This is a genomic window from Hahella sp. NBU794, assembly GCF_050749805.1.
GTDB lineage: Bacteria > Pseudomonadota > Gammaproteobacteria > Pseudomonadales > Oleiphilaceae > Hahella.
The window spans coordinates 319,231-336,064 of the sequence record NZ_CP192738.1 but is presented as its reverse complement, the minus strand read 5'-3'; the positions used below and the strand labels follow the sequence as shown (position 1 = coordinate 336,064).

13 protein-coding genes are annotated in these 16,834 nt (G+C 54.4%); 3 read left to right on the top strand and 10 right to left on the bottom strand.

The window, feature by feature from the left end; genetic code table 11:
* Positions 1-6 precede the first annotated feature (6 nt).
* Entirely contained in the window at positions 7-240 is a 234-nt protein-coding gene (locus tag ACQYWX_RS01460) for a DUF2789 domain-containing protein (protein ID WP_279500229.1), read from the top strand.
* 331 nt (positions 241-571) lie between these two features.
* On the top strand, positions 572-2,572 hold the full coding sequence (locus tag ACQYWX_RS01455) for an ATP-binding response regulator (RefSeq protein ID WP_216735488.1): 2,001 nt from the start codon (positions 572-574) through the stop codon (positions 2,570-2,572).
* Positions 2,573-2,864: 292 nt separating this feature from the next.
* On the opposite strand, the gene ACQYWX_RS01450 is transcribed toward ACQYWX_RS01455, so the two are convergent.
* The 10 genes from ACQYWX_RS01450 to argH form a co-directional block, all read right to left on the bottom strand.
* Positions 2,865-3,488, bottom strand: a complete 624-nt coding sequence (locus tag ACQYWX_RS01450) for a response regulator transcription factor (protein WP_011394293.1) — start codon at positions 3,486-3,488, stop codon at positions 2,865-2,867.
* A gap of 153 nt (positions 3,489-3,641) precedes the next feature.
* Positions 3,642-4,682, bottom strand: coding sequence for a response regulator (locus ACQYWX_RS01445; protein ID WP_431687641.1), 1,041 nt, complete (start codon positions 4,680-4,682; stop codon positions 3,642-3,644).
* Positions 4,683-4,904: 222 nt separating this feature from the next.
* On the bottom strand, positions 4,905-6,650 hold the full coding sequence (locus ACQYWX_RS01440; protein ID WP_431687640.1) for a diguanylate cyclase: 1,746 nt from the start codon (positions 6,648-6,650) through the stop codon (positions 4,905-4,907).
* A 225-nt stretch (positions 6,651-6,875) separates the two neighbouring features.
* Positions 6,876-7,781: a tyrosine recombinase XerC gene (xerC, locus tag ACQYWX_RS01435; RefSeq protein WP_431687639.1), complete on the bottom strand. Its 906-nt coding sequence runs from the start codon at positions 7,779-7,781 to the stop codon at positions 6,876-6,878.
* A gap of 36 nt (positions 7,782-7,817) precedes the next feature.
* Positions 7,818-8,549, bottom strand: coding sequence for a DUF484 family protein (locus ACQYWX_RS01430; protein WP_216735484.1), 732 nt, complete (start codon positions 8,547-8,549; stop codon positions 7,818-7,820).
* A gap of 119 nt (positions 8,550-8,668) precedes the next feature.
* Complete coding sequence (dapF, locus tag ACQYWX_RS01425) at positions 8,669-9,499, bottom strand: diaminopimelate epimerase (protein ID WP_431687638.1); 831 nt, start codon at positions 9,497-9,499, stop codon at positions 8,669-8,671.
* A gap of 12 nt (positions 9,500-9,511) precedes the next feature.
* Positions 9,512-10,783: a diaminopimelate decarboxylase gene (gene lysA, locus ACQYWX_RS01420; protein WP_431687637.1), complete on the bottom strand. Its 1,272-nt coding sequence runs from the start codon at positions 10,781-10,783 to the stop codon at positions 9,512-9,514.
* Positions 10,784-10,859: 76 nt separating this feature from the next.
* Positions 10,860-10,958, bottom strand: coding sequence for a lipoprotein (locus ACQYWX_RS01415; protein ID WP_431689490.1), 99 nt, complete (start codon positions 10,956-10,958; stop codon positions 10,860-10,862).
* Between the two features lie 192 nt (positions 10,959-11,150).
* On the bottom strand, positions 11,151-14,066 hold the full coding sequence (locus tag ACQYWX_RS01410) for a class I adenylate cyclase (RefSeq protein ID WP_431687636.1): 2,916 nt from the start codon (positions 14,064-14,066) through the stop codon (positions 11,151-11,153).
* Between the two features lie 122 nt (positions 14,067-14,188).
* A complete protein-coding gene (gene argH / locus ACQYWX_RS01405; protein WP_431687635.1) occupies positions 14,189-15,595 on the bottom strand; it encodes an argininosuccinate lyase in 1,407 nt (468 codons plus the stop codon).
* A 172-nt stretch (positions 15,596-15,767) separates the two neighbouring features.
* On the opposite strand from argH, the gene ACQYWX_RS01400 reads away from it, so the two are divergent.
* Positions 15,768-16,820, top strand: coding sequence for a sensor histidine kinase (locus ACQYWX_RS01400; protein WP_431687634.1), 1,053 nt, complete (start codon positions 15,768-15,770; stop codon positions 16,818-16,820).
* Positions 16,821-16,834 lie beyond the last annotated feature (14 nt).

The following is a 16,834-nucleotide window of genomic DNA, read 5'->3' as shown; positions in this document are numbered from 1 at the left end:
CGTCTGATGGATACATCGACACATAATATGAATACGCTCTTCGCCCAACTAGGCTTGGAAAACGACCCAACCCATGTAAAACAATGGATTAGCAGTCACAGCCCACTAAACAGCGCAGTTTCCCTGGCCGAAGCGCCATTCTGGAATGAAGCGCAACGTGAGTTCATCATGCAAGCCTGGGAGGAAGACTCTGACTGGTGCGAGGCTATCGACGAGCTCGACGCCCTGCTTCGCCACTAGGTAGACGCTTGCCAGGAAAGAACTTTTTATCACTTTACATAGCGCCAGTTTGGTAGGACGTTTTATTTTCAAAACAGCCGCCTAGGCCGCGCCAGACGGGCCTAGTCCAAACGGGTTGGGAGATTAATTCTTGCCGACAGACGTAGTATCATGCGCAATTCGCCGGCTTTGTTTGTAATCGGCCGCGGTTTTCCCGCACACATCTTCAACGCCCTGATCGACTGTCACGGCGAGCGTTTCGGGGCTGAGCCTCCATAATTATTTTGCGCTATAAGAAGTTGACCGGATTACACAATGCCACTCCCAATTCACAGCTCAGCGCGGCGTCAGGATGAATCTCAATAATCAGCAATACATTTCGCATCGGCTAAGGCGCAGAACCCTGTTGGCCTACCTGTTGTTCGGCATGTTACTGGCCTGTGTCATGCTGGCGTTGAGCTGGCTGACGCTGGAACAGAAGTGGCGTAGCGCCATGAACAACAGCGTCTCTATCATCCAGGACGATCTAGCCACGGCGCTAGCGGCTAAAAACGAGTCGCAAGCCATCGCCACTCTACAGACTCTCAATAAGCTGCTGCCGTTGCGTGAAGCCATTCTGCGGGAAAAGCAGGGCGCAGTATTGCTGCGCTACGAAATCGAGCGAAAGGAAGGCAGGCCCTGGCACGCCATATTCGGCTTCTTACCCGTAATCGGCTCTCAACTCTTTGAATTGCCGACCGCCACGACAACGCCTCAAAACGCAACAAAAGGCGAGCTTTGGGTAGAGCTGCAGTCCGCTGTATTGATGGAAGAACTCGCTCAGCAAACGCTGCCTCTTTGGAGCACCGGACTGGCCTGTCTCATCATCCTTTACTTGTTCCACAGCATTCAACTGAGCCAGGCCATTGAACGCCCTCTACATGGCATCCTGCAGCGCTTGGCGCAGATTAACTACAATCGCCCCGCCAGACATTTGCTCCCCTTACGTGGAGCCCTGCGCATTCAGGACGAGCTGGACGTACTGGCCTCGCATATTAACCAGATGTTGCTGGGCATTGATTCACAGCTGCGACGCCGTAAAGAAATCGAAGACGAAATAAAAACTCACCGCCGTCATCTGGAAAAGCTGGTGCATGAACGCACATCCGAGCTGGTGGAATTGAACAAAAAGTTCGTGCAACAACAGTTCGACGCCAAAGCTTCCGCTCTGGCGGCCAAGCAGGCGCGTTGGGAGGCGGAGAAAGCCAACCAGGATAAAACCCGCTTTTTGGCGGCAGCCAGCCACGACTTGCGTCAGCCGCTGCACGCCATGAGCTTGTTTATCGAAGCCCTGCAGCCGCAACTGACCACCAGACAGGCGCAAGATATACATCGCAATCTGGCGCGCTCCCTGGAAACCATGAAAGAGCTGTTCAACTCACTTCTGGATATCTCCAAGCTGGAAGCCGGCGTACTCAAGCCGAAGAAGGAACACTTCCCGCTACAGCGTATTTATGATCGCCTGGAAGTGGTCTTCCGCCAGCAGGCGATGGACAAAGGTTTGGACTTGCGGATTGTTCCCAGCCGCTCATTCATCTATTCCGACCCGCATTTGCTTGAGCAGGTGTTGGTGAATCTGGTTTCCAACGCCATTAAATACACAGAAAGCGGATTTATCTTCATTGGTTGCAAGCGTGAAGGCAAACGAGCCCGTCTGCTGGTCTGGGATAGCGGTCCCGGCATTCCGCCGGACGATCAAGGTTCCGTGTTTAAAGAGTTCGTGCAGTTGAGCAATCCAGAGCGGGATCGCAGTAAAGGCTTGGGACTTGGCTTATCCATCGTCAAACGCACCTGTCAGTTGCTGAATCATCCAATTCGCTTCTCTTCGCAGCTGGAGCAAGGCACCCGCTTTGAGATCATCGCGCCGCTTGGACTGAACAAATCACAACGCCCCGCGCCACCCAAGGCGACTGTTGCGCCACTGCGCTATGAAAGAGTGCTGGTGATTGATGACGACGCCTCTATCCTGCTGGGAATGAAAGCGCTGCTGGAATCATGGCAACTGCAGCCCATACTCGCGAAGTCCATCGAAGAAGCGCTGGATCTTTGTAAGTCCTATAAGCAAAAGCCGGATCTGATTATCAGCGATCTGCGTCTACAGGCTGGCGTCACCGGTCTTGACGCGATTCAACGCATGCATCAGCACTTCCGCTCTAATATTCCTTCCCTTCTGATAACAGGGGATACCGCGCCGGACAGGGTGAAACTGGCTTACGATTCCCCCTACCCACTACTGCACAAACCAATCAAACCTGCGCAATTACGCTCGGTTTGCATGTCCGTGTTGAAAATGGGTGCGCCTCAGACCTCGTAATAACGTCTGGATCAGGAAGCTCTTTTGAGCTTCCTGAGAACCAACCATCCTCCACAATAAGTTTACCTTTCTAACGAGTAAGCCCGCTGAGCTGAATCATAGCTGTGGCTGTGGCTGTGGCTGTGGCTGTGGCTGTGGCTGTGGCTGTGGCTGTGGCTGTGGCTGTGGCTGTGGCTGTGGCTGTGGCTGTGGAAGACGATTATGGATTGGGGGGAGTAGAGTATAAACAGGAGCTACCCGCAGCTCTGCGAGGACGCAAAGGCTACGGGAAGCGTATGGCGCAGAGAAGTTATTAGAGTAACTTCAATTCTCTGGCGCGATGAACCGCCTGGGTGCGGTTGGCGGCATTCAGTTCTCTGAAAATAGCAGCAATGTGCGCCTTGATAGTGCCTGGCGCGATGCTTAGCTTAGTGCCGATCTGCTTATTGGACATCCCTTCCGCCAACAGGCCCAAAACTTCATGCTGACGCGGAGTCAAACAGATGTCGCCTGTAGGCATGCCTTCGTCGTGTCCGGTGCGTAGCAACTCGTGCGGAATATACACGCCGCCGGAAAGCATCAGCTGAATTGCGCTGGCGATAACCGCATTCGATGAGGATTTGGGGACATAACCCAGCGCGCCTAATTGAATCGCGCCCTGAATCAAAGCCGCTTCCTCACTGGCGGAAATAACAGCGAAGGGGGTCATGACAAACTCTTGCTTGAGTTTGCGTAACAACTCAAGCCCCTGGCTATCCGGCATGCTGAGATCCAGCAACACCAAATCCACGTCAGTGTTGGCGTTCAGCAACCGAAACACTTCCGATCCCGAGGCGGCTTCCAGGATTTCTGCATCAGGATACAGACCACTAATGATCAGTTTTAAACCACTGCGAAAAATGCCGTGGTCGTCAGTAATTACGAATCTGTTGTTCATGGTTACTTGGCGTTGAATTAAGGGTTCAGACAAACAGCAGTATGCTTGCTTATGCGAGTATTGCCTATGCGTATCGGACACATACCTAAACTATAGCAAACTCCTGTTTGTGACTAATAATTAATCTATCGTTTTTTTGACCTGTTCGATGTCTTAAGCGGCATCCAGTTCATCCTTGGCCGCCACTCTGGACAACTTGTCCAGCAGTCTCGACTCCCAGTTCCCACGCTCCTTGCCGGTCTGAGAACTGTCGAGCGCCATTTCCAGTCCCACTAGCACTGGCGCATCATAGAGCGAGTCGAATTCGCTAACGACCTCGATACATTTATCCTCGTCCTGTATCTGTACGAGCCAACTGGTTACTTCCTTGGAGCCATTTAATAACAGACAGCACTCCCTGGCGTCCGGCGAGCAACTTACCGGTACATGATAGCCTTTGCGACTAAGAAAGCGTCGTAACACCAAACGCTGCTCATCGTCATCGACCACCAACCCCAGTACGCCACGCACCGCCGGTTTAGCGACATTCGCCGAAAGCCGACAGTATTTACTTAACATATCCTGCAAGCCATATAAGTTGAACGGCTTGAGCAGAAAGTCGTTGATCTCCAGCCAGGGATGAGACACATGCTCTAACTCCCTATCGTCCTCCGCCATCAACACGATGGGGGATTCAGTAAGCTGTTCGTTACGGCGAATCCAAGTCGCCAAACGCGCCCATTCCATATCCGGGAGGGCGGCGTCCACCAAAATCAAAGCGGGCTTGATCGTATTTATAAGGCGCTGCGCTTCAGCGCCGCTGCGTGCGGAAACTAACCGCACGCCCATGTGTTCAAATAATTTGTCGAGCGTCGCATGCAGGTTGTCGGAAGCATCCACCACCATAACAGACTGCGCATCTGGCCTCACGGCTTGTTTGGCTGGCGACATTGCCGGTTGCGACGTCGGCATATCGGAATGAGCGGTCGGTTTCAGCGTCTCGCTTTGCGAAGACACCAGTTTACTTGTGGCTGCTGGTGAGGCGTAGCCGAGCGTACTCACCCGCAACGCCTCCATGGCGCTCATTTCCCAATTGAGTTCATAATTGATTTGGGCTCCATCCCGGCCGCCAGAACGACCATTCGCTAATCCAAGCTTTGACAAGAGTCTTTTAAACAGACCTGCGTCTTGATGTTTGGAGGACTCGCGTGACATGGGGAAACCCTATAAGCAACATTAGATTAATGCTAACTATCCACTTAGCTAATCACAAAATGTTACATAAGTTTACGACCCAAACAATAAGCCCGAAGGATGATTCATCCCGTTTAACCTAACCCGAAAGGACTATCCCATTAGCAGAACCGTGACGGAGTGCATACTAAAAACTAACGCCTATAACTAACCGGCTATTGCAAAAGGCAAAATGCTTACGCTTCATACCCCCGCAATTTGCACCTGATTACGGCCGCCACGCTTAGCTTTGTAAAGCGCCTGATCCGCTTTCTCAAACACCCCCTGCACCGTTGCGTCGCCGTGAAACTCGCAGACGCCAAAGGACATGGTAATGCGAACTTTTTCATTACGAAAATGAAAGGGTAGCCGGGAGATCATCTCACGGGTCTTATCCATCACTTCCGCAGCTATACTGGCTGGCGTCTCTGGCAACAGGACGACAAACTCCTCACCGCCATAGCGGGCGATAAAATCCGTTTTGCGTATTCGCCGTGAGATCTCCTTGCCTATCAGTTGAATGACTTTATCTCCCGCAAGATGTCCGAACTTGTCATTCACCTCTTTGAAACGGTCGATGTCCGCCACCACTAGCGTCAGAGGATTACCATAACGCCGCCAGCGCTCAAATTCATCGCGCACGCGATTCTCATAGGCTTCTCTGTTCGGAAGCGCTGTGAGGGCGTCTGTAAGCGCCCTGGCGCGCTCTATCTCCAAACGTTCGCGTACTTCGCCGGACTCGCTCTCCAATTCCCGCAGACGATGGTGCAGCAGTTCAACTTCTTCGCTGAGACGCGCCTCTCGATCAGCCTCTTTGTGCATGAAACGATCGATGGAAGAAATCAGCGTATCCAGGTTGTGCTGCACAGAGCATTTCAACGAGTCTATGTCTGTCGCTCCCCTCACGTTTTCCTGCATGGAAGTCACTTGCTCCCGCACGCTTTTTTCCAGCTCCGCATTGTTATCTCGCGACTCCTGGACATTAGCCTGGCTTCCCTGCAGAAAATTCTGAATGCTCGCCAAGCGTTCATCCAGTGCCTTCAGGAAACTCTCAAACTCCCGTTGTCCCCGACCGACCGCCGCAATCGCCAGCGCAGCCACATCGTCCAGTGTTGGGGCCAGCTCATACCAGTTCAGGCCCGCGCTGATTTTGTTCTTTAGTTTCTCTGAATCTCCCAGCATGTTTGGCGGCAACACCAACTGATCAATGAGATGATTCAAAGACGTGCACACATGATCGGCGATTGCGGAAAAGCCAGGTTCGAAGTTTTCCCCGCCTAAAGTGGTCGCCGCTGCGTCCTGCCCTACTTCCAGTGCATAGCGACTCTCTTCTGGATCCTGAGGGGGCGGTTGCTGCGGCGGAACTGCAGTTTCGTCTTCCAGCTCTTCTTGTGCAACGCTCTCTCCGCCGCCTTCACGATTAGCGAATAGCCGGCTTAAAAAGCCTTCTTTCTTGTCCTTACGTCCATCTGAGTCGGTAAACAGCTCCTGCAGCGCCGCCGCTTGCAGCTGCGAAAACTCCTTCAATAACTGCGGATAATGTCGCAGATCCTCCACTCGATCCCTGAGTTGTTTGCCATATCTCTTTAGCTGCTTGCGCGCCTCACGCGAAACATTCTGCTGCAACAGCTGCTCTATTAATTCCCCCAAGGCCTCCAACACGCCACTGGAGATCGCCTGCTTGTGCTGATCCAGCGCCAACACGCGTTTCTCTATGGTTTCCAGCTGTTGATTCAGCTCACGCGAGCTTCCGTTTTCTCTTCTCAGAATGTTGCGCAGCGCTTCCAGTTCCCGGTCAAGATCTTTGTCCACGCCTTCCGCCGCCAAGCTGACGCGGACAACAATACGCTCCAGTACATGAATGCGTTCTTTAAGCCCGGACTCCAACTGCTCGAACTCATCCAGCTTATCGAAATACTTTTTTTTCCAACGATCGTTTTCAGAAGCCATGAAGAAAGGATTTATTTTTCATGATGTTAGCAGTGCATTCAGTAATCCTCGGACACCTGGACACTGAACGTAAAGTAAAGCCAGCGTCGGGCAGACAGTCATCAATGCTTACCCGGTTCACTATGAGTATAGGCGGTTTCTAAAACATTGAACGCTAACCAAGAGGCGGTCGCAAATGCGGACGTTAGGGCCGTTTTTTTAGGGAGAACGGTCTCGGCGTAAAGACTAATCGGACTTACGCTTGCGGGCGCGAGGGTGGGCTTTGTCGTAGACCTCCGCCAGATGCTGGAAGTTCAGATGGGTATAGATCTGCGTAGTAGAGATATCGGCGTGCCCAAGCAATTCCTGTACGGCTCGCAGGTCGCCACTGGATTCCAACAGGTGACTGGCGCAAGAGTGGCGAAATAAGTGAGGATACAAGCGACCGCTGAAGCCTTTCTTTTGCGCCCATTGGCGCAGCCGGACTTGTATGCTGCGGCGGGACAAACGGGTTCCTCGCAGACTGACAAAGACCGCCGGCTCTCCCGCTCCCGCCAGCGACGCACGCGCCTGCAGCCAATCCTGCAGCGCCTTGCGGGCCTGACCGCCAACGGGCACCAGACGCTCTTTACCGCCTTTACCCAGCACTCTGGCCAAGCCCTCGCTCAAGTCTAAATGCGTCAAGTCCAGCCCCGCCAACTCGCTCAAGCGCATGCCGGATGTATAGAATAATTCGGCGATCGCCTGATCGCGTATTTCCAGTTCTTCGTCTTCTACTGGCGAATCCAACAGCTGCTTGGCCTGGTCGACGTCCATAGTCGCCGGTAAGCGTTTGGTCATTTTCGGAGCGCGTACGCCATTGGCGGGGTTTTCGTATACGACACGCTCTCGCAAGAGGTATTCGTAAAAACGTCTGACGGTAGACAGCAAACGATGCAGGGAGCGGCTACCGAGTCCTCGTCTGTGAAACTCGCTGAGAGCCTGACGTAGCTGTGGCGTATGCAGGTCTTTCCATGTAGTAACGCCACTGGCTTCACAATACGCGACGACGCGTCGTAGATCTCGATTGTAGTTGCTGACGGTATGCACGGAATAGCGGCGTTCGCTATGCAGATAGGCAATAAACGCCTCTACTTGTGTGGACAAGCTCATTGAGGGCTCTCCGACCGCAAGACTCGCAACCAGTGACTAATCCGGGAAATGCTCGTCTCCCCGCCCCTCTTTCGCCAATAAAGGCGGTAGCATCCGGCTAAGAGACTCACTGATATATGACAGGAACAACGACCCCATACTGGTATTGAAATAACGCTCATTGCGACTGCCGATACTCAGCATTCCCAGCAAATCGCCGTACCTAAGGGGAATAACCGCGCAGGACGCAATCTCAGCATGATTGTGAGGAAATAAAACCTGCAGCTGCTTGGGCTCCATATTGCCGCAAACCGCCTTGACGCTGTTTAGCAGCTCTTCGCCCAGCGCATCGGAGCATTCCGTCAGCGAAGCAGTGGAAACATTGCTGATCGGGAAGTCTTTATGCTCGGCGAACAGCACCAAGCTACAGAAATCCACCTGGAAGTCGCCGGTGAAGCTGTCTTCCAGCACAATCACCACTTCGTCTAGAGAACGCGCCTCCAGCAAGTTCATCAGCAAACGTTTGCTCTTTTCAAAGAAACGGTCGTTCTGACGCGCCGTATCAATCAAGTCGTACAGCTGCCGCTCGTAATGATCGCGTTGTTCCCGAAACAGGCTGATTTGTCGCTCAACCAGGGAAATCGCCGCGCCGGACCGGTGCGGCAGCCTTATTTCATTGAGCAGATCTTCATGCTCAACAAAAAAGTTGGGGTGCTCACGCAGGTAAGCCACCACAGCTTCTGCTGTCAGCGCCGGATTTTCGTCACTGCGCTTTGCCTGATTATTCATTCACCACTCCACTGCCGGAACTCTGTTTAGCGCCCATCAGGGCTAGCGAGTTCCGGTTGTATGCCTGACGTTTGTATTAATAGTCCGTCTATTTTATTCCTGTCAGTGTCCCTGCCGAGCTATATCCTTACCTGACCATCAAAAACGCGCACTGCCGGCCCGGTCATCATGACCGGATGGCCCTCGCCTTCCCAGCTTATCTTGAGGTTGCCGCCTGGCAGCTTGATCTCCACCTTGCGATCCAACAGGCCGCGCAGCCTGCCCGCCACCACCGCCGCGCAGGCGCCAGTCCCGCAGGCCAAGGTTTCTCCCGCGCCTCTCTCAAACACTCTAAGCTTAGCAAAACGGCGGTGAACCACCTGTAAAAATCCGATATTGGCGCGTTCTGGAAAGCGCGGATGATTTTCCAACGCTTTGCCCAATTTGTGCACCGGGGCTTTATTTACATCATCCACCACCAGTACGCCGTGTGGATTGCCCATGGATACCGCACTGATCTCATACATCACGCCGTTGACTTCGATCGGGTAAATCGACTCCTGTGAATCGGCGATAAAAGGAATATCCTCCGGAGTCAGTCTGGGCGCGCCCATATCCACAGTCACCAAGCCATCCTTGTTAACGACCAGCTCGATGACTCCCTTTTTGGTCTCCACACGGATGCTTTTCTTGTTGGTCAGGCGGTTTTCTTTAACAAAGCGCGCAAAACAACGAGCGCCATTGCCGCATTGCTCCACTTCAGAACCATCGGCATTGAAAATACGGTATCTGAAATCCACATCGGGACGTCCCGGCGGCTCAACGATCAGCAACTGGTCGAAGCCTATGCCAAAGTTGCGATCGGCCAGTCTACGCACTTGCTCCGGACGGAAGTGCGCATGCTGGGAAATCAGATCGACAACCATAAAGTCGTTGCCCAAACCATGCATTTTGGTGAACTTTATTAACATTTCAGCTCACTTTTATGCAGGTTTTACCGAAGCGCTCTCCGGCAGCGCGCACTCTCCCGCGAACAACTCCTCGATAGTTTCGCGACGACGCACGAGGTAATGCTTGTCGCCATCCACCATCACCTCTGCAGCGCGACCGCGAGAGTTGTAGTTGGAACTCATCACGAAACCATAAGCCCCTGCGGAACGCACCGCCAACAGGTCTCCTGGTTTCAGGTTTAAGAGACGCTCTTTGCCAATAAAGTCCCCGGTTTCGCATACCGGGCCGACAATATCATAACGCGCTTCTTTGCCTTCGCTGTGCTGCCGCACCGGCACGATATTCTGCCAGGCCCCGTACAGAGACGGGCGAATCAGATCGTTCATCGCCGCATCAACGATAGCGAAATCTTTGTGGCCGTTATGCTTCAGGTACTCTACGCGGGTGACCATCAGGCCAGCGTTAGCGGCGATAGAACGCCCCGGCTCCAGCACCAGCGTCAGGCCGCTGCCTTTCAGGCGCTCCATGACGGCGCGGGCGTACTCGTTGGGATGCGGAGGCGTTTCCTGGTTGTAGGTGACGCCCAGGCCGCCGCCCAAATCCAGATGCTTGAGGCGAATGCCTTCGTTGCGCAATGTCTCAATGATATTCAACACGCGCTCCAGCGCATCCAGGAACGGACTGATCTGAGTAAGTTGCGAACCGATATGGCAGTCAATACCAATGACGTCCAGGTGCGGCGACACAGCCGCTGAGCGATAAAGCTCCAGCGCTTCATCAATGCTGACGCCAAACTTGTTTTCTTTAAGTCCAGTGGAGATGTAAGGATGCGTTTGCGGGTCCACATCTGGATTGACGCGAATGGAGATTGGCGCTTTTTTGCCCATATCCGCAGCGACCTGTTGCAATCTTTCCAGCTCAGGCGCGGACTCCACATTGAAGCAATGCACGCCGACTTCCAGCGCGCGGCGCATTTCATGCTCCAGCTTACCGACGCCGGAGAAGACAATTCGCTCTGGCTTGCCGCCCGCCGCCAGCACCCGCTCCATTTCGCCTATGGAAACGATGTCGAAACCCGCGCCCAATCGCGCCAGTACATTCAATACTGCGAGATTGGAGTTCGCTTTGACGGCGTAGCAAATCATATGGGGATAGCCGTCCATCGCAGTCTGATAGGCTTTCAGATGCCTTTCCAGCGTGGCCCGGGAGTAGATATAGCAAGGCGTGCCGTAATGTTCGGCGATTTCCTGAACGGAAAGGTCCTCAGCGAAGAGCTGATGATTGCGATATTCAAAGTGGTCCATAGGTCAACTCAAGCTGCGGAACGGGTGTCGCTCTGGCCCCTGACGACTCAGTGGCCGGACCTGATCCTGGCCGAGGTCAAAACCCCGACGGCGCTTTCAACTCAATGCGGACGTCCCCGCTCCGCCATGTCTGCTGATCAGGTAGTTGCAAAGGACCTTTCTGACCGCAGGACATTAACCAAGTAGAAGCGTATACCAACAAGATCACGCCGATTGCGCGCATAACCCATCCCGGAATTAATCAAATTTCGCCAGTATAACGGCGCAGTAACACAATAGAAACAGTCCTGAACACAATAGAACCGCCGCCGGGCGACGGCGTTGTGAGGAAAGTAAACGATACGGTGGTAAATCCCGTTGGCGCCGCTTATCTGGCTGCGGCGGGATTCATGTTCGGCGCCGCCATCGCGCCGCCGTCAGTGCGGGCCGTGCGGATCTCGCGCTCAAGCACCACTTTATATTGCAGATACTGAGTGGTCTGTAGATGACTCTGGTATTCCTCGCGCTCCAGATCGTGGGGCAAACTGAGGTCGATGATATAGCCGGGTAATGCAGCGCTGTTACGGAAGCGGCTGCTTAAATAATGCGCCAGCGCCGCCGCTACCCGGCCGCCATGTTCCAGCACCGTGAATTCCTTGTGCTCACAGTAGAGATTGAAATCCAGCTCGCGGCCGTTCTCGTAGGCCCCGATCGCCTGTATCTCCACATAATCGCCAAAGCCTTTATGCAGACTGATATCCCGTTTTTCAGTCCGGTACTCCGGTTTCCCCGGCTGTAACTGATAAAACTCCACTTCAAGGAATCCAGCGCCGTCATCCGCCAGGGAGTCATGCATCTGCTTGCGTTCCTGCACTCCCAGCAAAAATTGCTTCAACGACCCCAACAGCACATTGATGTCGGAACCCGTCTCCCGATACACCAACAGCGAGCCTTTCTCGTCAATCACATAAATATCGGTAATACGCCCCTGACTCAGGTAAAACACCTGCACGGCATGCGGGCGCATACGGGCGAATACGGCGCGCAGCACATCTTCGCTCAATGCATAGTCATCCACGACAATCGAGCTGTAATGCTTTTGCGGCTGCGCCAGAAACTCACACAGCCCGACGTAGTCGTCCAATGCAGTGAACCGGGGCTGGTCGTCGACAAATTGCAGCACGAAGTAACGGTCTTCCATCTGCAGAATATAGCGACTGCGCGCACGCTCCTTGGCGCTGAAATAACAGGCCACCACTTGCTGAAACAGCTGGCTGACCCGCTGCGCGATCGCCCCCGCCCGGGTTGGGCAATAACAGAGCACAGACAGCTGCGGCAGCCCTGCGCCAAACTGTTCGCTCTCCGCCAGCGCGGCAAGGTAGTTTTTCAGGCACTGCACCAAGGTGTCGCCGGACTCATAACGCTGCACCATCACCTCGTTCCAGCTATTGATGATGACCTGATCCAGCGTCACCACCAGGTTGGCTCGCTCGGAGGCGTAGCCCAGCGCATCGTTGCGGTTGCTGAGCTTGTGCAGACCGCGGCGACTCAGATCCGCCATAGGATCGACGCCGACATTTACATACACCAGCGTTGCGCGCAGTTTGGCTTTGGCGCGATAGTCCTGTTGCGTCACCTCCGGTAGCGGCAGGCTGATCAGTGAGCGCAAACTGGAGATGATCTGCTGCAACTCATACTGGCTGGCGTGGCTCTCTCCTGAGGCCAGACTAACGCTGGTGCTGCGGTCCAGCAGGCCATTGCAATACGCCCAGACCAGCAACTCAATGAGGCTGTTTGAACGTTTGACGGCAGGATTGAATGCCGCGTCCATGGGGTTGGACAGATTGCGATACAACAGCCAACCATTGCCTGCTGCGCCAATGGCCTGGCTGCTGAGATGATGAAACGCCAGATTGTCTTCTGACAGATTTGGAGCGATACCCGGATTGATCATCTCGACTTTGCCGGCCTTACGCTGGAAAGCCGCATAGAGTTTACGGCCAAGCAAGTTAATATCGCGTGCGCTGATCGCCGCCGCCAAACCCTTCTCCCGCGCATAGGAGGACAAGAATCGATAACAGCCGGTGAGTTCATTGACTACTGCGCGCTTTTCCTGAATCACCTGATCCACTTTCCATGCGCTGCGGCCGTCCAGATAACGCAATTCCCGCTCTGACCACTCCCATTCATGAGTCAGCTTTTCCATGACTTTGCGACGCCATGACTTTTCTCTTTCTGGAACGAAAACCGACAGGCGCTCGCCGATCTTCAAATAAAAGCTGCGCCGCACCAGATCCAGACGTCCTTGCTCACGCTGGGATTGCAACGATTGCTCCAGGCGCCGATATACCATGACGTAGGGGTCCAGCTCATCGGGGTCAAGCGTATCCGCGAAGATGGCCTGTTTGTACGCCAAGCTGAGGTTAGGCAGAGTGTCCTCATCTTTGGCGTAAGATTCCACCAGCATCAGTTTGAGCACCGACTTATACGGAGAGTCGATGCCTTTATAAAGCTGCCACATGCCGGCGCCGACAAACTCGTTGGGTGGAATCCGGGCGCAGCCGCCAAAGTCGATGTAATCCTTGGGCTTGATGAAACGCTTCTCCAGCAGCAGCTCCGCCAACTCAGCGTAGTTCGCCTCCTGATCTGGTGGAATCAGCCACCATAAAGGATAAGCGCCGCCCAGCCAGATGCCGGTGCGGTAAAATTCATCCAATAACAAATAATGCTGGGCAGTGCCGCAATCTTCAGAGTCGGCGGTGGCCTCATGACGGCCGCTGCGAAACGCCTCCGCGTCCATCAGAAAAATGTGCATCTCCGAGCCCATCTCCATCGCCCATTGGCACACCAAATCCGCTTTGCGTTGCAGCTCCATAAGAGCCGTGGCGTCCAAATCAGAGCGATGACAAAGCCAGACATCAAAATCGCTGCCCCCGGAATGGGCGATCGAACCGGTGCTGCCCATTAGATAGAGGCTGGTGATATCTCCATGATGGCGCGCCGGCTCACGATAATTGAAGGACCGACTGAGACGCTGCGCCTGGGCGACAATGTTCTTATCTGGTTCATAGTTAACCAGTCGATGGGGGGTGGTGCGGGAAACGTAGCCCGGCAGCAAGGGGTGATTGACATGAAAAAGCAACGGCAATAGCTCCAACACAACCTGCTGTCTTGGCGTCAGCGCCAGACGGGTGCGTTGTAAACGATGTTCCACCAAAGTGATGAAACGCTGACATAGCGTTTTCAGGACTTTGCGGTCCACGCCTTCGGTGTAATCGGGATTTAGGCTGCGCCGGTAACTCATGCATAGAGTATAGCGGGGGCGGCGCGTTGCGTTTGCGACGGTCGGTATTTATTAGGCAAAGGAATGTAAAGGCCCGGGTCAGTTAAACCACCCGGGCGAAACCGCGATCAAACGCGGCAGATTTACATCTCAGTGTTGCGTTTGAGCCATTCCCGCGTACGGGTCACAGCGGCGCGCACCTGTTCCGGCGCCGTACCGCCAATGTGATTCCGGGCGTTGACGGAACCTTCTAACGTCAGTACCTCGAACACATCCGCATCAATATCGGTGCTGAACTGGCGCAGCTCCTCCAGACTCATTTCGCTCAGGTCTCTGCCGCTGGAAACGCCCAGCGCCACCGCCTTGCCGACGACTTCATGAGCATCGCGGAAGGGCAAACCTTTGCGCACAAGATAATCCGCCAGATCCGTTGCAGTGGAAAAACCGCGACGCGCCGATTCCGCCATGGAGTCACGATTGACCGACACCGCCGGCATCATATCGCCATAGGCTTTCAGGCAGCCCTTGACCGTATCGATGGCGTCGAACAGCGGCTCTTTGTCTTCCTGATTGTCTTTGTTGTAAGCCAGCGGCTGGCTTTTCATCAACATCAACAGGCTGATGAGGTGCCCGCTCACGCGACCGCTCTTGCCGCGAATCAGTTCAGGCACGTCCGGATTTTTCTTCTGCGGCATGATGGAAGAGCCTGTGCAGAAGCGATCAGGCAGGTTGATGAAGTTGAATTGAGCGGAAGTCCACAGCACCAGCTCTTCAGAGAAACGAGATAGGTGCATCATCAGCAAGCTGGCGAAACTGCAGAACTCGATGGCGAAATCCCGGTCACTGACCGCATCCAGAGAGTTCTCCGCCGGTCCGTTGAAGCCCAGCAGCTCACTGGTGTACTGACGATCGATAGGATAAGTAGTGCCCGCCAGCGCAGCCGCGCCCAACGGCGAGACGTTGAAACGCTCCCGGCAGTCCAGCAAACGGCTGAAATCGCGCTTCAGCATCTCCGCCCAGGCCAGCATGTGATGTCCAAAGGTTACCGGCTGTGCAGTCTGCAAATGAGTGAACCCGGGCATGATGGCGTCCGCCTCACGCTCCGCCAGATCCGCCAGGGCGGCGATCAAACGCAGAAGGTCAGCGGCGATGACATCAACTTCATCGCGCAGATACAGACGAATATCCGTCGCCACCTGATCATTACGTGAGCGACCGGTATGCAGTTTTTTACCAGTAATGCCGATTTTCTGGGTCAGGCGCGCTTCGATGTTCATGTGCACGTCTTCCAGTTTGACCGACCATTCAAATGCGCCGGCTTCGATTTCCGCTTCAATTTCACGTAACCCATTGATGATCTGGTCGCGTTCTTCTTCAGTCAGCACCCCGACTTTGGCCAGCATGGTGGCGTGAGCGATAGAGCCGCGGATGTCGTGATGATACATGCGCCTGTCGAAATCCACGGAGGCCGTGAAACGTTCTACGAAGGCGTCGGTGGCTTCTGTGAAGCGGCCGCCCCAGAGCTTATCGGTAGTGTCCTGCTTTGTCATGATGGTCAAGTTGCCTCATACTTGGAAATGAATCGAAGCGCACGGAACCCATGCCCAACCTGTGGCATGATAGGTAAAGGCCCGCGATTATAACAGTTTCCCGCGCTCTGTAGACATGCAAGGCGACGGGTCGGGGCGTTTGTATTCGCCAACCAGCTTTGACGGCACAAAAATGGAGCAGTCCCCCAAGTCTTCGCACCCGCCAGGGGTGTTTCTACCAGAGCTTTGCAATGTTCAAGCGGTCCTCTTGATGGTGATCGCCACGGGACTTTGCGCGCTGTTGTTTACGCTGATCTACGCCGGTCCCGGTCATTTCGACTGGGACTATTTCGCGCTCACCTCGTTATTCATGTTGTGGGTGGTGCTGACCAGCGCGCTGATTCTGTGTCGTCTGCGCATACTCGGCGCAGGCTGGAGCATGTCGCGGCAGGCTCTGGTCGCTTACCTGATCGCCCCGTCCATTACGCTCATCTACGCCATGCTCGCTAACGCCCTGTTCCGCAAAGGCGCATTGGAAGAGCCTGGATCAGGCTTCTGGTTTGTGGTGCAGGCGGTGGCGATCAGCGCGATCCTAACCGGGATTATCCTGCGTTATTTCTATCTCCAGCACCTCTGGCACCTGCAGCAGAAATCAGAGCTGGAGTCCCGGGTGCAGGCGTTGCAGGCGCGGATACGCCCGCACTTCCTGTTCAACAGTATGAACTCCATTGCCGGGCTGATACCGATCAATCCCCATGAGGCGGAAGAGGCGGTGCTGGATTTGGCTGAGCTGTTTCGGGCGGCGCTGAAAGAGTCCTCGTCCCTGGCGCCGTTGAAAGAAGAGCTGGCTCTTTGCGAACGCTATCTGCGCATTGAACAACTCCGTCTCGGCGAGCGACTGACAGTTAAATGGGATATGCGCAATTTATCCGACGCCGCCCGAGTGCCGCCATTGAGCATTCAGCCGTTAGTGGAAAATGCGGTTTATCATGGCGTACAGCCCTCGGCGGAAGGCGGACTCATCACCATCACCGCTTACGAGCAGGGGTCCTGGCTGTATGTCTTGATCAGCAACCCTGTGCATAACGGCGATCCAAGCCAGGGACACAAAGGCAACCGCATCGCCATGCAAAATATACGCAGCCGTCTGCAGGCGTTTTTCGGCGATCAGGCGGTGCTGAAAACCAGTCAGATGGACGGCCGCTTTACCGCCACTATGCGCGCGCCTTTACATAAAAGAAGCTGAGCGGCTATAGGCTA

Bases quoted from the DNA above. Each gene is read 5' to 3' on its own strand.
- ACQYWX_RS01460 (WP_279500229.1), top strand. From the start codon at position 7: ATGGATACATCGACACATAATATGAATACGCTCTTCGCCCAACTAGGC.
- ACQYWX_RS01455 (WP_216735488.1), top strand. From the start codon at position 572: ATGAATCTCAATAATCAGCAATACATTTCGCATCGGCTAAGGCGCAGA.
- ACQYWX_RS01450 (WP_011394293.1), bottom strand. From the start codon at position 3,488: ATGAACAACAGATTCGTAATTACTGACGACCACGGCATTTTTCGCAGT.
- ACQYWX_RS01445 (WP_431687641.1), bottom strand. From the start codon at position 4,682: ATGTCACGCGAGTCCTCCAAACATCAAGACGCAGGTCTGTTTAAAAGA.
- ACQYWX_RS01440 (WP_431687640.1), bottom strand. From the start codon at position 6,650: ATGGCTTCTGAAAACGATCGTTGGAAAAAAAAGTATTTCGATAAGCTG.
- xerC (WP_431687639.1), bottom strand. From the start codon at position 7,781: ATGAGCTTGTCCACACAAGTAGAGGCGTTTATTGCCTATCTGCATAGC.
- ACQYWX_RS01430 (WP_216735484.1), bottom strand. From the start codon at position 8,549: ATGAATAATCAGGCAAAGCGCAGTGACGAAAATCCGGCGCTGACAGCA.
- dapF (WP_431687638.1), bottom strand. From the start codon at position 9,499: ATGTTAATAAAGTTCACCAAAATGCATGGTTTGGGCAACGACTTTATG.
- lysA (WP_431687637.1), bottom strand. From the start codon at position 10,783: ATGGACCACTTTGAATATCGCAATCATCAGCTCTTCGCTGAGGACCTT.
- ACQYWX_RS01415 (WP_431689490.1), bottom strand. From the start codon at position 10,958: ATGTCCTGCGGTCAGAAAGGTCCTTTGCAACTACCTGATCAGCAGACA.
- ACQYWX_RS01410 (WP_431687636.1), bottom strand. From the start codon at position 14,066: ATGAGTTACCGGCGCAGCCTAAATCCCGATTACACCGAAGGCGTGGAC.
- argH (WP_431687635.1), bottom strand. From the start codon at position 15,595: ATGACAAAGCAGGACACTACCGATAAGCTCTGGGGCGGCCGCTTCACA.
- ACQYWX_RS01400 (WP_431687634.1), top strand. From the start codon at position 15,768: ATGGAGCAGTCCCCCAAGTCTTCGCACCCGCCAGGGGTGTTTCTACCA.